An 11,903-nucleotide genomic window follows, 5' to 3' on the forward strand; every position below is an offset into this window, starting at 1 on the left:
CTCAGGCGGCGACCTTCAGCGAGTCAACCACCGTCGGATTCCAGAGAATTTGGTAGCTGCTATGCCCGTTGCGTGAGTACGGAATGGCTTCGCCCCATACGCGACCGGCTTCGGTTAATTCCCAGTCGTCGCGTTCATTACGGAATTGCAGGCCACTGGAGGCTAATAATTGGTTCACCGCCTTGGCCGAGCAATGCAGCTGCTTGCCTAGTTGCGTGGCGTTGAGCAGGCAAAGCGGTTCCTGTAACGCAGGCAATGCGCGGCGTATTTCTTCGGTCGTTAAATTCGTATTGCTTTTGATACAGGCCAATGTCGCGGCGGCAGCAATTCCTGGTTTTACGCCAGTCACTTTGGAAACGAATTGGCCGATTAACAGGAGTGCGGCAACGCGATCCTGTGTCGGCCCAGGCAAGGTGGGCAGTGCTCCTGGTGTGGAGTAGGTGCCTGTCTTGCGCAGGGTGGGCAGAACTTCGCTCGTCACCCAACGCTTAAAACGCTTGGCCGCAGGTTTTGTGCTGCCCATGATCAGGGAGTACAAACCGGATTCGTTGATGTGGTTAACGCGTTGAGTTCGCCCCAGCGCGTCGGTGACCTCCAACTTCTGGAGGTCATCTACATCCACGTGGGATTCAATGGCTTGATGTGGATTACCAAACTCCAGAACGGCACAAACATCGTTGGCGTTGAACCAAGGCGCATTGGCCTCGTCGAGTTGAATACGCACATCTTTTGATTCAAATTGGAATGGAGTGATTGCGTTGGCGGAATGAGTGGAGTGGTCAAGCGCGGGACGGTTGCCTGTCTTGCGCAGGGTGGGCAGGACTTCCTCAAATACCCAACGCTCGAACCGCTCTGCGGCAGGGAGTTTGCTGCTCACAATCAAGCGGAGCATGTCAGGCTCGGAGATGATCCGGATTTCTTGAACTCCGCCTGACGTCTGAAGGGGGTAACGCTTCGGCACCCCCCTGCAATGATCGCCCAAAGCTTTGTTATGGTTGGTGTAACCGAGTACATCGGCAACGTCTTTGCCGACAAACCACACTTCACCGTGATCATCAACCACGGTACGCACGGCGTGCGATTCAAATTGGAATGGGGTGATTGCATTCATTGCGTGGTCCTCTGTGGGTTGGAAGGGGCTTGGGATGGAAGGCGCGTGATGCAGCGGGACAATGTGTTGGCCCGCTTTTCGAGCTGCGGCTGCGGGCAGTGCTTCACTGATGAGCCACTGTCTAAAGCGTTTAGCCGCCTCTTTGGTGCTGCCGATGAGCAAGGCGTACACCCCTGACTCATTAAGATAGTTAACGTGTTTGGTCCGCCCGATAGTGTCGATGGCGGCGCGTTTCGATACGTTCTCCGCATCCACATGCTGAGCAAGTGCAGCACGCGGATTTAACAACTCCAACGCCGCGCAAATGTCATTGGCGTTGAACCATCGCCGCTTGTGTTCGTCGAGCTGGACACGCACGGCGTGGGATTCAAACTGGAGATGGAATTCAGAGGGTGCATTCATGATGTTGTCCTTACGATGCAAGCCGGTGGAGGGTGCGCGTTTCTCGGCCCTGCCGTTTCGTGTGCTGCCAGTGGTGTGAATCCGATTCACCCCCACGGCATGGCTCCTTCAACATCCTCCAGCTCGGCGACGTTGCTCAGGTCCTCGAAGTCCTCCACGCTGGCCACACCGCCTCCAGCGAACGCCTCACCATCACGCAAGAACTGCACGCCCCCCAGCGAGGCGTTAATCCGCTTGCCGTAGTTGTTGTCCTGCGCCCAGAGTTCTATGTTGGCGTTGACGTAGCATCCGGCATACGGCCTGCCGTCCTGCGCGGCGAGCGGGGTCCTGTCACGGTCGATCACCAGTGGCCGTGCCTTGTTACGCGCAGAGACGTATAGGTGCCCTGCAAACCCGTCATAGCTGGCTTTCAGGTCGCCATCATGCAAGGCGACTCTGTCGCCCATACGCATCTGTTTAAGCTGGGCCGCCGCCTTAGCGCCCCATTTGTCATTGGCCATCTTGTCAATGGCCTGGTTAAGGGCTTTGACTTGCGGGTCAGCAGGGTCGATGAGGAAGCAGGCCGAGAAGGCGGCCTCGCCTTCGCCATTGACTTTCTTGGGTTCAAACAACACGGGGAAGGCTAAGCGCACGTTTTTTAGGGTGAGTTTCATTACGGTGTCTCCTGAGATTGAAGTGAGGGTGCTGTGTCTGGGAGTGGGGGGATGGGCATATCGCTCAAGTCCTGGAAATCCGTCGCGTCCTGAAGGGCGAGCGCGGGGCGTTTATCCGATGTGGGAACAACAATGGGCGCCCCTGTTGACCTATGAATGAGCGGTTGGAGCTTTGGCCACTGGCGATCACCAATGACTCCGACCTGGTGGAGTTTCTCGGCACGCGTGGGGCTGATGAGAGACACGTCGTACATGTCTTTGAATTTGATGCGCAGCTGTTTGAGCATGGCTTCAGCGGCGGTCATGTCCGCCCAACGGCGCGGCCCCTGTCGGCCTTGAACCACCTTGTATCCAGGCACGGGCTGACCTGAAAGCAACTCCGCTGCTGCCCTGTCGCGAATAGATTTGCACCAGGATTCGATTAACTCTGTTGCGCCAAACAGGCAGGCCAGTGTGGTGTTGTCAAACGTGCGCAGCTGCGCGTAGCTGAGCTGCGGGACAATGGGCTTTGTGAGGTCGACAAAATCATCTGCCACCGTGTTCAGTACATGCGTGGCCAACGCAGGGCAGCTCGCTTTGGCCTTGCAAAACCGGCAGGGCGTTTCTGCGGGGCCGAAATACTCTGAAGGCAATTCGCCTACGTTGTTGTAGTGCCACATCGCAGCCCTACACCGCGCTGCGCCTTGCGCAACTTTCCGCCTAAAATCCTCCATCTGGGGGAGGGTGCGCACCCACTCATCGGCATGCCCAAGCCGTGGTTGCACGATCACTAGCCGCACGTGCTGAAAGGCTTCCACCCCTCCAAATTCACTCAGCGCTGCCAGCGCATACAGCTGCAATTGCTCATTGCCTTCGGCGAAGACTTTGACGCCTCTGCCGTATTTGAGATCAACGATGGTTAGCTCATCCCCCGCTAAAATCACCACATCAGCGGTGCCTTTAGCGTCTTGCTCCCCAGTGATGGAGGCAATGCGTAGGGGCTGCTCGACCAGGCGCACCCCCGCAATGGCGCGTACATAGTCCACATACTCCTGCACGTACGCCGCCATCTCTGCGGTGACTTCCCAGCGGTGGCCGTTGACCTCATGGCATGCCCCCACGTACGCGCTGGCATCGGAGCCGGTGCGTAATGCGTCGGCAGCCACCGTATGGGCCACGGTGCCTTCATCGGCAAATGGGCTGGAGTCGTCTTTGCAGGTGCGCGTTAACGGAACGCTTGCCGGACAGTGCAACCAACGATGCGCACTGCTCGGGGATAACATGGCGTGCTGGCTCATGTCTCAGCCTCTAAGGGCAAACCGCGTTCGTGGGCGATGTAAAATCCTTCGATGCGCTCCATCAGCGTTGGGTACAACTCCGGAGGGATTTGAGAGAGGCCAGCCACGCCAAATGACTTCAAAATATCGTCGGCGTATCTACGCTTAAAATCCTTAGACAGGCGCGTTAGCGCCTTTGCTACATCAAGATAGGTCAGTGCAGGAGCAGGCTCCGTTGTCACCTCAGTAACAGAGGGTTCTGCGGTGCGCGGTGCATCGTTGGCAGTGCGCGGCGTTGTATCCGTTGGGGGAGGAGGTGCCGCCGGTGGAGGGCTAGGGGTGTTATCGCTGCGCGGTGTATTGTCAAGCACAGGTTGCGCGGGGCTGCTCGTGTTGCGGGGCGGGTTAAGCACCGCTAACACAGCGTTTAATTGGGCCTGATCGGTAATCGTGACGGTGATAGGAAACATGGGCTTTTTTCTCTCGTGTGTGGGGTGTTCCGTTCCGATGTGTTGTCCGTTGTCACCACAGCGCATCGCCGTCTTGCTCCAGTGCGTCACGCACCTCTTCGTAGTCTTCTAGCAAGCCTTTAAGACGCGATAACAACTCCCTTTCCACAGGCGTAAAACGCTCCACGGCTTGCCTGGTTGTTAGGTCATTCACAAGTTCGCTATCGCTCATCGAACGCATGAATATTTCTGTCGGCATGGGAGGCGACATATAAAAACTCCTTCCAGAAAAACGTTCGGGATTAGTGTTTAATCAATAACGATGAAAGCGTTTTAGCGGCTTCGTAGTGCGCGCGGCGAACGCGGTAATTGGCGATGCGTAGTGCATTGGGCATTGCTCGGGTATCGCGCAAAATGCAGCTGGCTAACCCAGGGTGTGCGTAGTCATTGCAACGCGCTGTGTGTTGTTCTTTCGGTGTGCGATAGCGGTTCATCGGTGGGTTTTTCCTGTGTCAAATCACGCCGCACGTGGCGGGCTGGGATGCGTGTTGTTTCGCATTGATTTGCGGTGGATGGCTGTGACGGCAATAACGGCTGGGAACCCAAAGCGCCGGTAGGCGTCAGACTTGGCCTCAACAGTTTTATGAAACAGGCCGGTATAGGTGTACACACCCTGCTTGGTGCGTGCGGTGATGGTGCAAGGAATCATGCGTATTCCTCCTGCATGGCATCGCCCCACATCGCGTGAAAGCATTCTGATTCGTGGCGCATTTCTTCCTTGACGTCCTGCTCAGCAAGGATGCGCAGTTGTTCCAGGCGTGCGAGTCCTTGCACTTCGGCCAGTGCGTAAAGACGGGCTAATACATCGCTGTCGCTTAACTGATCCGAAGGCAGGGCATGTAAATCCGCTAAAACGATTTCCATCTCTTTGTAATGGGCCTCCGATAACGTACCGTCCACCCATTCATCGGCTTCTTCGATTCTTTCTGGGTCGCTTAAATAGTCTTGAACGCGAGCATTAACCCGTTCTGCGAAATACTCTTTAGCATCGTCTTGCGGTGGTTGTAGGCGTGGGTCGCTATAACTGCTGTAGCCAATGCCAGTCATGACTCACCTGCCTTTGGTGTAGCAGTGGCATCAGTACGCATCTGGCCACGGACAGCACGGACGTGAAGCCATATACGGCGGTCTTCTATTCTTTTATTGCCAGTACCGAACTCAAAAGCCCATGCTTTGTTTTCCGGTTCTTGTTCGCACGGGGTGCAGGTCCAGAACCACGTTTCATTAGCAGGCCAACAGGTATCTACGAGGCCAATAGACATCGCCTCTTCAATCTCAGGCACCCGCCAATCTGTGTGCCCACCGAGGGTTAACTCGCGGCAAACCTTTTTCGCTCCTGATCTTCTAAGCAGGTTCCCGAATCCTGCGGCGTGGCGGCTATCAAGGGCGTGTGCTGTCCACTCAAGCCCTTTATGTTCATCACGCGTAATGATGTGCTCGCCGTCTTCGTCGTAGATTTTGGTGAACCTAGCGCCCCCTGGGGTGGGGGCGTTTTCGAGGGGTGCGGTGCTCATGCGGCCACCTCTTTACCAGCGTCATGTTTCCATTCTTCCGCATCTTCCACTATGGAATTGCTGTAGACTTCCTGCGTTCCATAAGCCGCCTTCACCTGCGGATATAGCGGGTGCGCTTGTCTTAAGTCGATGCGGTAGCTAACGATTCTTCCCTGATAAAGAATCCCTCTAACACCGCTGTAGGGGGAGCGTTCGAACCATGAGCGCACGAGTGGGCTGAATTTGCAGGCGCAACGTCCGAAGATGGCTATCCCGTCCAGGCACTTTGCGTAAAAAGCTTCCTGTAGCGGTGCGTCTTCGTCATCCTTAATGCCGTTCCAATAAAACAACGGCGCTTTTTTAGTTTCAGATGCGGTCGTGGCAGTCATGCGGCCACCCCGTTACTAGCGGCAGCTTCAGTGGCTTCGTATGCAGCAAGGTCGGCGGCATAAAAAGCATCACGAATAGCATTAATAACAATATTGGTATCACGCGCTTTTTCGTCTTTAACGGCGTAGTAAGCCGCAAAGGCAGCACTGGCTTTTTCTCTAGCGGCTATGTACGCAGCATGTGATTCTGTTATAGCCGCTCCGGATTCACTACGAACCTCATCAAACGCTTCTTCTTCGGCGGCTTCGTAGGAGGCCCAAGCGGCACGCGCAACAGCCATAGCAGCACCAAACGCTTCTTGTTTTTTATCAGCGTCGTATAAAGCAAAAGCAGCATCACGCGCTCCTTCTTCAGCGGCTTCGCGTGCCTCATACGCGTCCCTAGCAGCGTCTTCGCAGTCATATAAAGCATCACGCACTTCTTTTCTAGCGGCTTCGCATACAGCCCAAGCAGCAGCAATCTCTTTTTTAGTTTCTGATACGGGTGGGCGGGCCTGGGGCTGGGCTTGCTCGCTAACGTTTAATGTCATTTCGGTATCTCCTGGCCCCTGCCGCCGGTTGCGGGTGTCGTGGGGCGATGGGGGTATTAAGCCTAAAGCTAAATTTACGTCAATAGCTAAAGGCTAAATAATGGAGTGTGAATGATCGTATAAATAAAATAAGAAAATCCCACTGACCGCTATTTACTATTAGGCAATGCTTATAGGTGAACAATTAGGGTGGGCCTAATTTTCAGCTAAATAATGAGAAACCCCGCGCTAGCGGGGTTTGTGTTTTCAAGGGCAATTGATGATTAAGGCTGCTTAGCCGCTTGTGGCGGTGGCTGCAATGCCTGAGCAGGAAGTTGGATGATGATGGGAGCGGACTGAGCCGGTAACGCTTGATAGCTCCCCTTGATGCTGCTGACCACGAAGCCACCAACACCAAGAATGCCTGCGAAAAGGGCGATGACCGTAGCAAGCATCCATGTCCGGTTTTCTTTTTGAGCCTTCTCGAAATCAGCACGCAACTCACCTGCCGACTTGTTTAAGTCAGCCCGCAAACTTTCAACATCAGCCTTGGTGGCAAGCATGGAGATGATAGTTTCAAGTTGAACTATACGTGCTTCCATGCTGGCAATCATGGGACAGATTGCAGTCGCCCGCAAATGATGGACTTTCCCGCGTCAAATACGGAATTTTTTGCTTCCTTCCGCAGCACCATGCTTCATACCGTTTTTAATGCGGGTTATCTGGCGTGAATTTCTTTCCTTGACTTCAACAACTTCAGAGACAAGGCCAAGCACCGCCCTTCTCACCTTAGAGGATTGTTCATGTTTTCTATACCTCACGTTTCCCATAAAAAAACTTCTAGACTCTTATAAAAGTGATTGGTCATTGGCATCTTGACGCGCAGCGGCCAATTGCTTGAGTAACTCTGGGAGGGCTGATTGCACGGTATCCCACACCACGTCAAGGTTGATTTCAAAGTAGCCATGAGCGATGCGATTACGCATGCCGCGCATACTCCGCCAAGGTACTTGATCATGTGCCTGGGTAAACTCGGCATAGCGATCCATCACCTTTGTGACGGCTTCACCAATGATAATAAGGCTCATGATGACGGCTTGCTGGGTTCGTTTGTCCTCAAGAAAATCCTCTTTGGCCAAACCTTCCACAAAACTACACGCATCTGTGGCGGCCTGCTGCATGTGCTCAAGGTAATCGGGAAGTCTATTCCCACTCATATTGGCTGCGCTTCCGCGAGCACCTTCGCCCGGAACTTAAGTGGCAGATCACCTGACGTTAGTACATCGACGTCAACGCCGAGTAACGATTTCAGTTCTTCTTCAAGATTGCCTAGGTCGAACAGTGTCGCACCAGGCAATGCATCCACCAGCAGATCAATGTCGCTGCCGTCGTGGTCAGTGCCATGTAGCACCGAACCGAAAACACGCGGGTTAGCGGCGCGGAAGCGGCCTACCGCTTCACGCACTGCGGTGCGCTTCATCTCAAGTGCAGCAGAGGGGCGCATGGTGATCTTTCCTCATCGCAAGTTATGCATTCCCCCACGTCAACCACTGAGCCGTAAAACGCTTGAACCAGGGCAGTTTGCGCGATGGGTGGTCCTTTAGATGGGCATAAGATCGCGTCACCTGGTTTTCACACAAAATATCCAAGGCAACAAAGATAGGCGGCTCATCGCTTTCTATCTCCAGACGCTGTGCAGTCCAGGCAGAAACTTGTTCTTGCGTTGCGTGTGGATGCTTGACGATGTCGGACTCAAGTTGAGAGAAGCGGCGGCGTAGGTCGCTATGGATACGGGCCATCTGTGCCGTTCCAGCCACCAGATTAATACTGGTGGCGATGGTGACGGTGACTGCTCCGGCAACAGCCATCCACTCTGCTGTGTACTTGCCGAACGAAGCAACGACGGCGGAAGCGCCCAATAGACCGATAAAAGAACTCAGCGTGTTACAGCGGTCAAAGAACGCCATACGGCAGGAATGATAGCGCTGTGACTTCTGGGCCCCCCACAGGAGTTCCCATCGCATGGTATGCAATTCGGTATTTTTGGCGTCCATGTCCAATAGCATAGCGCTATGGTGCTGGTCTTGCCGATCACGCGGCCAATCACATGAACTGTCTCCATCTTTTTAAGCGATGGTGAGCGGTCGCAATTAATCTACACATTCACCATCTGACCAGAGCAAGCGCAGCAGCAACTGTTCATGCTCTTTTCCGAAATTCCAGCGCCGACTCTGCGTACTGTTCAATTAAGTCCACTCCCCCCGCTAGTGCTGGTGGTGCAGCGGAAAGCACTGCCGCACGCTCCCGCGTGGGAAGCAAGAGTAGGTCAATCGCCGCACGAGTTGCTGCCGTGGCTTGTTGATATGCGGCCCATGGTACGGCGCTGGTGTTATCGGCTGACAAACTCGACTTTTCGGAGCTGTGGTCAACGTCCAGCCAGCCAAGCGGCTTTCCACATTGGATTTCGACGAACCTAGCTGTGTCCGTACGCATTCCGCGGGGCTTTCCAGTAGCGGAATGGGCTGACCCATGTATCCACTGGCTGACTTGCGAATCAGAACGGTCAAGCTGCTTTGCAAGCGCAGTGATTGAGCCTAGTTCTTCGGCCAACTTTGCTAAGTTTTCTCGGCGAATGTCATCTATAAGTTTCACGAGGCAATTAGATTGCCTAAGGCTAATAACGTGAATTCGCTTTAGGCTTGCATTATTATTTAGCCTATAGCTAAATGATGTAATGAACCTAACCAAGTGGACAAGCCAAGAACGCGGGCGCGCATCCCAATTGGCACGGATGCTTTCTGTAAGCTACGACGACCGTAGCCAACTGGATTTCTGGAAAAAAGCCCATCCCACCAGAACGTTGTCCGGCGATTGAGCGGGCGACAGTGCGAGCTGTGACCTGTGAAGAACTCCGCCCCGACGTGGATTGGGAATACCTGCGTGGCACAGCCGCCATAGACCAAGCGAAATCGAAATCTGGTGCAGACATCTTCGGCGCTCCCCCCACAGCCCACAGGCAGGAGGTGTCCGATGCGGCGTGAGAAAGGCACTTTTTTTACTTCGCTGTGGGGTGCTTCTTTACGTACCCTTTTATCCATTTGTGGAGGACGATCATCCAAGCCCGCCTTGCCACTTTTCTGTAAACGACCGCCACGGTCACAAGTGAAAGCCCGGAAAGACTTATTGCTTGAATTAGATTTGAGTCGAGGATTCGCAGTCAAGCCGATGCGATGGATGTTGGGGAAATCTGAAAAACCCAAAGCAACGTCAACGCAAGAAGAAGCACCCATTAACGCAGCGGCGTTGGAGCGTCGAATCTCGTTTTTATATGACATCGTTTCAAGCTTGTTGACACACATTTCGGACCTCCAAATTAGAGCTATGTCTAGTCAAGAAGCTGCTTTTCCCAGAGAACGAAAACGCAGCGAGGCAATAGAGGTGCTTAAAACCCAAGTAGATCTTTTGCTGATCCAGCATCAAGCAGAAGCTTTTAAGAACCATCAAGAGGTCGTGGGGAAATCCCTGTGACGTGTGATGCGCTGTATTCGATCTTTTCAATGACATTGAATAACCCTTGGTAATGAATCTATGTACGCCGATCCAACTCACATTCGTAGTCACCCGGTGAAGGTGCGTTTTAACGATGCCGAACGCGATTTGATCAATGCGTTGGCTCAGTACAACGGGATGCAACCGGCGGAGTTAGTTCGTGAACTGGCGTTATCGGTAGCAACTGCTGCGATAAAGAATGATAAGCGGCAAGCAGACGCAGCTTGAAGTGCCAAACCAGGCCCTTTGGAGGCCCTGTGAAGATTGATCTAACACCGGCTGTTCAAAAAATATTTGAGCAATACGCACAAATCTATGGACTGGCTTGTGTTGATGAAGCGGTAGAACACGCAGCAAGACGCGCAATTGAGCGCAGCTATTTGCTCCGAGTGAGGAGTAGTCATTCAGTCGTAGAGAAAGGCAGGGTGATCCATTTTGGGGGATTTATAAAAGCGTTCAGGAGTACGTCATGGAAATAAGTGATAACAGCGGGGCCGTGCGCACTGTGCACTCTGGCGATGGTACAGCCAAATTAGATAGTTTTTAATGTCATGAGCGCCCCTTCTTTAAAGATTTGTTGTGTGAGAACTCCATTATCTCAAAGGTGCGAGCGCCCTTTTTTGAGAAAATTCATGATGATAAAAAAGAAAACCATTGGGCCACACATGGAGCACACCTACCAAAAGGTAAGGGCGCTCGTGAGGGGAATACCCAATGAACAACTATGCACGCGCCTTGGTGATGACGTACGCGAGGCATCAGAGTCATCGTGCGGAAAGTCGTTCGCTGGTTGGCAGATCGGTTTATCGAAGGTGCTGCAATGAAGCGATACCCCCATGTATTGAATATCCTATTCATTTTCATTGCCTGCCACGATGACATCGGAGGTAGGCTGTGAATTATTTTCAACTCTACCCAGGCGACTATCTGTGGGATACAGGCCGCTGATCGCTGATGGCGCGTACCTGAAACTGCTGCTGGACTACTACGTTACAGTGCAGCCTTTGCATGCCGATTGGAAAGATCTATATATCATCGCTTGCGCTATTACAGCGGCTAAAAAGAGTCTTCAATTTGGCGTAATTCAGTCATTGGCGGGGTAGATCGCATCTCAACAACCACTTTCTTCGGATGATTCTCCAGGAAACATGACAGCAAGCGCGTTGATTATCGCAGTATATAATAATATATCATTTTGTGAGTTTCACGATATTTTATGGATATTTTAGTTTAATTTTCTGGGAGCTTGGTGATTATTTTTTATATTGAATTAATGGTATTGATATAGATGGATGACATATTTTAATCTGATGCTATCAAGTTTCTATTAATGTGATTTAATAGGGTGAAATGTTGCAGTGTGGGATTTTATTAATCAGCGGCATAATAAATGTCTATCTTTTTCTAAAATGTAATCTTTTTAATTTAGAGTTTCTTATTTTCCTCTGTGGTATGGGTGGTTAGTGAGTATCGTTGCTGCTCGATATAATTGTTCAACGACGATCAGCCTTACCAGCATGTGTGGTAGCGTGAGTGGCCCTAATGACCAGCGCTCGTTGGAGATATTAAGTACTTCCTGACTATGCCCTTCAGGTCCGCCGATCAAGAATACTAAATTACGTCCTAATCCACGCCAGTGTTCCATGCGCTGTGCTAATTGTTCTGAATTGAGGGGCTTACCTTTCACGTCCAAGGTGACGGCATAAGGTTGTTTAGGTAAAGCGGCCATGACGCGCCGTCCTTCGTCTTCTATGGCTCGTTGCGGATCGTGGTTTTTGCCGCGCATGCTGGGTTCGATTTCAACCAACTCAAGCGGTAACCAGTAAGAAAGACGTCTGTGGTACTCAGCAAAGCCTTGCGCAACCCAGGTTGGAACATGTTGACCAGTTGCAATGAGGAGACATTTCATCACTGAGACTAAGGGTTAATTCACGCTCTATCTTAATACTTAGGTTGCCGATACCGGGATTGTTGCATTTGCATGTCTCAGTCTGAATGAAAACAACACAACGATTTCTAAACAGGCATCTAA

At 52.4% G+C, this 11,903-nt stretch carries 21 protein-coding genes and 1 pseudogene; 4 read left to right on the plus strand and 18 right to left on the minus strand.

From position 1 onward, the window contains the following. Position 1: 1 nt before the first annotated feature. From F7G16_RS03310 to F7G16_RS03385, 17 genes and pseudogenes are all read right to left on the minus strand, one after another. Positions 2 to 1,111 carry a BRO-N domain-containing protein gene (locus F7G16_RS03310; RefSeq protein ID WP_004088917.1) on the minus strand — a complete coding sequence of 370 codons (1,110 nt, stop codon included), beginning with the start codon at positions 1,109 to 1,111 and terminating at the stop codon, positions 2 to 4. Positions 1,112 to 1,216: 105 nt separating this feature from the next. Then, positions 1,217 to 1,513, minus strand: a pseudogene (locus F7G16_RS12700) (BRO-N domain-containing protein); the annotation flags it as partial. 86 nt (positions 1,514 to 1,599) lie between these two features. After that, on the minus strand, positions 1,600 to 2,166 hold the full coding sequence (locus F7G16_RS03315) for a DUF2815 family protein (protein ID WP_004090881.1): 567 nt from the start codon (positions 2,164 to 2,166) through the stop codon (positions 1,600 to 1,602). Beyond that, positions 2,166 to 3,443, minus strand: a complete 1,278-nt coding sequence (locus F7G16_RS03320) for a DUF2800 domain-containing protein (protein ID WP_012382637.1) — start codon at positions 3,441 to 3,443, stop codon at positions 2,166 to 2,168. The genes F7G16_RS03315 and F7G16_RS03320 overlap by 1 nt, the downstream gene beginning before the upstream one ends. Further along, complete coding sequence (locus F7G16_RS03325; protein ID WP_038232209.1) at positions 3,440 to 3,958, minus strand: hypothetical protein; 519 nt, start codon at positions 3,956 to 3,958, stop codon at positions 3,440 to 3,442. The genes F7G16_RS03320 and F7G16_RS03325 overlap by 4 nt, the downstream gene beginning before the upstream one ends. Beyond that, a complete protein-coding gene (locus F7G16_RS03330; protein WP_004090711.1) occupies positions 3,945 to 4,142 on the minus strand; it encodes a hypothetical protein in 198 nt (65 codons plus the stop codon). Before F7G16_RS03330 ends, F7G16_RS03325 begins: the two co-directional genes overlap by 14 nt. 31 nt (positions 4,143 to 4,173) lie before the next feature. Then, positions 4,174 to 4,365 (minus strand): hypothetical protein, encoded by a 192-nt coding sequence (locus F7G16_RS03335; RefSeq protein WP_012382635.1) that lies wholly within the window; start codon positions 4,363 to 4,365, stop codon positions 4,174 to 4,176. A 23-nt stretch (positions 4,366 to 4,388) separates the two neighbouring features. After that, positions 4,389 to 4,580, minus strand: a complete 192-nt coding sequence (locus F7G16_RS03340; RefSeq protein ID WP_004087232.1) for a hypothetical protein — start codon at positions 4,578 to 4,580, stop codon at positions 4,389 to 4,391. Further along, the gene (locus tag F7G16_RS03345) at positions 4,577 to 4,978 is read right to left on the minus strand and encodes a hypothetical protein (RefSeq protein ID WP_004087234.1); all 402 of its coding nucleotides are present in this window, start codon (positions 4,976 to 4,978) and stop codon (positions 4,577 to 4,579) included. Before F7G16_RS03345 ends, F7G16_RS03340 begins: the two co-directional genes overlap by 4 nt. Continuing rightward, positions 4,975 to 5,445 carry an Lcl C-terminal domain-containing protein gene (locus F7G16_RS03350; RefSeq protein WP_004087236.1) on the minus strand — a complete coding sequence of 157 codons (471 nt, stop codon included), beginning with the start codon at positions 5,443 to 5,445 and terminating at the stop codon, positions 4,975 to 4,977. Before F7G16_RS03350 ends, F7G16_RS03345 begins: the two co-directional genes overlap by 4 nt. Continuing rightward, a complete protein-coding gene (locus F7G16_RS03355) occupies positions 5,442 to 5,813 on the minus strand; it encodes a hypothetical protein (protein ID WP_004087238.1) in 372 nt (123 codons plus the stop codon). The genes F7G16_RS03350 and F7G16_RS03355 overlap by 4 nt, the downstream gene beginning before the upstream one ends. Continuing rightward, the gene (locus F7G16_RS03360; protein ID WP_011098228.1) at positions 5,810 to 6,343 is read right to left on the minus strand and encodes a hypothetical protein; all 534 of its coding nucleotides are present in this window, start codon (positions 6,341 to 6,343) and stop codon (positions 5,810 to 5,812) included. Before F7G16_RS03360 ends, F7G16_RS03355 begins: the two co-directional genes overlap by 4 nt. A gap of 263 nt (positions 6,344 to 6,606) precedes the next feature. Next, a complete protein-coding gene (locus F7G16_RS03365) occupies positions 6,607 to 6,924 on the minus strand; it encodes a hypothetical protein (protein WP_172632663.1) in 318 nt (105 codons plus the stop codon). A gap of 246 nt (positions 6,925 to 7,170) precedes the next feature. Beyond that, the gene (locus F7G16_RS03370) at positions 7,171 to 7,539 is read right to left on the minus strand and encodes a HepT-like ribonuclease domain-containing protein (RefSeq protein ID WP_012382731.1); all 369 of its coding nucleotides are present in this window, start codon (positions 7,537 to 7,539) and stop codon (positions 7,171 to 7,173) included. Further along, positions 7,536 to 7,826: a nucleotidyltransferase family protein gene (locus F7G16_RS03375; protein WP_004089947.1), complete on the minus strand. Its 291-nt coding sequence runs from the start codon at positions 7,824 to 7,826 to the stop codon at positions 7,536 to 7,538. The genes F7G16_RS03370 and F7G16_RS03375 overlap by 4 nt, the downstream gene beginning before the upstream one ends. 22 nt (positions 7,827 to 7,848) lie before the next feature. Beyond that, positions 7,849 to 8,388, minus strand: coding sequence for a hypothetical protein (locus tag F7G16_RS03380; protein WP_004089945.1), 540 nt, complete (start codon positions 8,386 to 8,388; stop codon positions 7,849 to 7,851). Positions 8,389 to 8,521: 133 nt separating this feature from the next. Then, complete coding sequence (locus F7G16_RS03385) at positions 8,522 to 8,974, minus strand: helix-turn-helix domain-containing protein (RefSeq protein WP_011098226.1); 453 nt, start codon at positions 8,972 to 8,974, stop codon at positions 8,522 to 8,524. Positions 8,975 to 9,056: 82 nt separating this feature from the next. Between F7G16_RS03385 and F7G16_RS12495 the strand changes: the two genes are divergently transcribed. Genes F7G16_RS12495 through F7G16_RS03400 form a run of 4 tightly spaced genes read left to right on the plus strand, consistent with a single transcriptional unit; the run spans position 9,057 to position 10,099 of the window. Then, a complete protein-coding gene (locus F7G16_RS12495; RefSeq protein ID WP_272126824.1) occupies positions 9,057 to 9,197 on the plus strand; it encodes a hypothetical protein in 141 nt (46 codons plus the stop codon). Beyond that, positions 9,193 to 9,363, plus strand: a complete 171-nt coding sequence (locus F7G16_RS12500; protein ID WP_272126854.1) for a YdaS family helix-turn-helix protein — start codon at positions 9,193 to 9,195, stop codon at positions 9,361 to 9,363. The genes F7G16_RS12495 and F7G16_RS12500 overlap by 5 nt, the downstream gene beginning before the upstream one ends. Further along, positions 9,353 to 9,850 (plus strand): hypothetical protein, encoded by a 498-nt coding sequence (locus F7G16_RS03395; RefSeq protein ID WP_155274703.1) that lies wholly within the window; start codon positions 9,353 to 9,355, stop codon positions 9,848 to 9,850. The genes F7G16_RS12500 and F7G16_RS03395 overlap by 11 nt, the downstream gene beginning before the upstream one ends. Before the next feature lie 60 nt (positions 9,851 to 9,910). Next, positions 9,911 to 10,099, plus strand: a complete 189-nt coding sequence (locus F7G16_RS03400) for a plasmid mobilization protein (protein WP_004089940.1) — start codon at positions 9,911 to 9,913, stop codon at positions 10,097 to 10,099. A 1,207-nt stretch (positions 10,100 to 11,306) separates the two neighbouring features. On the opposite strand, the gene rlmH is transcribed toward F7G16_RS03400, so the two are convergent. Beyond that, positions 11,307 to 11,780: a 23S rRNA (pseudouridine(1915)-N(3))-methyltransferase RlmH gene (rlmH, locus tag F7G16_RS03405; protein WP_004089938.1), complete on the minus strand. Its 474-nt coding sequence runs from the start codon at positions 11,778 to 11,780 to the stop codon at positions 11,307 to 11,309. Between the last annotated feature and the right edge of the window lie 123 nt (positions 11,781 to 11,903).

Origin of the sequence: Xylella fastidiosa (assembly GCF_011801475.1) — a bacterium.
GTDB classification, from domain to species: Bacteria; Pseudomonadota; Gammaproteobacteria; order Xanthomonadales; family Xanthomonadaceae; genus Xylella; species Xylella fastidiosa.

Coding starts and splice junctions, on each gene's coding strand:
- F7G16_RS03340 (WP_004087232.1), bottom strand. CDS start 4,580: ATGATTCCTTGCACCATCACCGCACGCACCAAGCAGGGTGTGTACACC.
- rlmH (WP_004089938.1), bottom strand. CDS start 11,780: ATGAAATGTCTCCTCATTGCAACTGGTCAACATGTTCCAACCTGGGTT.
- F7G16_RS03330 (WP_004090711.1), bottom strand. CDS start 4,142: ATGTCGCCTCCCATGCCGACAGAAATATTCATGCGTTCGATGAGCGAT.
- F7G16_RS03335 (WP_012382635.1), bottom strand. CDS start 4,365: ATGAACCGCTATCGCACACCGAAAGAACAACACACAGCGCGTTGCAAT.
- F7G16_RS03325 (WP_038232209.1), bottom strand. CDS start 3,958: ATGCGCTGTGGTGACAACGGACAACACATCGGAACGGAACACCCCACA.
- F7G16_RS03375 (WP_004089947.1), bottom strand. CDS start 7,826: ATGCGCCCCTCTGCTGCACTTGAGATGAAGCGCACCGCAGTGCGTGAA.
- F7G16_RS03315 (WP_004090881.1), bottom strand. CDS start 2,166: ATGAAACTCACCCTAAAAAACGTGCGCTTAGCCTTCCCCGTGTTGTTT.
- F7G16_RS03345 (WP_004087234.1), bottom strand. CDS start 4,978: ATGACTGGCATTGGCTACAGCAGTTATAGCGACCCACGCCTACAACCA.
- F7G16_RS03370 (WP_012382731.1), bottom strand. CDS start 7,539: ATGAGTGGGAATAGACTTCCCGATTACCTTGAGCACATGCAGCAGGCC.
- F7G16_RS03395 (WP_155274703.1), top strand. CDS start 9,353: ATGCGGCGTGAGAAAGGCACTTTTTTTACTTCGCTGTGGGGTGCTTCT.
- F7G16_RS03400 (WP_004089940.1), top strand. CDS start 9,911: ATGTACGCCGATCCAACTCACATTCGTAGTCACCCGGTGAAGGTGCGT.
- F7G16_RS12495 (WP_272126824.1), top strand. CDS start 9,057: ATGAACCTAACCAAGTGGACAAGCCAAGAACGCGGGCGCGCATCCCAA.
- F7G16_RS03380 (WP_004089945.1), bottom strand. CDS start 8,388: ATGCTATTGGACATGGACGCCAAAAATACCGAATTGCATACCATGCGA.
- F7G16_RS03320 (WP_012382637.1), bottom strand. CDS start 3,443: ATGAGCCAGCACGCCATGTTATCCCCGAGCAGTGCGCATCGTTGGTTG.
- F7G16_RS03365 (WP_172632663.1), bottom strand. CDS start 6,924: ATGGAAGCACGTATAGTTCAACTTGAAACTATCATCTCCATGCTTGCC.
- F7G16_RS03360 (WP_011098228.1), bottom strand. CDS start 6,343: ATGACATTAAACGTTAGCGAGCAAGCCCAGCCCCAGGCCCGCCCACCC.
- F7G16_RS03350 (WP_004087236.1), bottom strand. CDS start 5,445: ATGAGCACCGCACCCCTCGAAAACGCCCCCACCCCAGGGGGCGCTAGG.
- F7G16_RS03355 (WP_004087238.1), bottom strand. CDS start 5,813: ATGACTGCCACGACCGCATCTGAAACTAAAAAAGCGCCGTTGTTTTAT.
- F7G16_RS03310 (WP_004088917.1), bottom strand. CDS start 1,111: ATGAATGCAATCACCCCATTCCAATTTGAATCGCACGCCGTGCGTACC.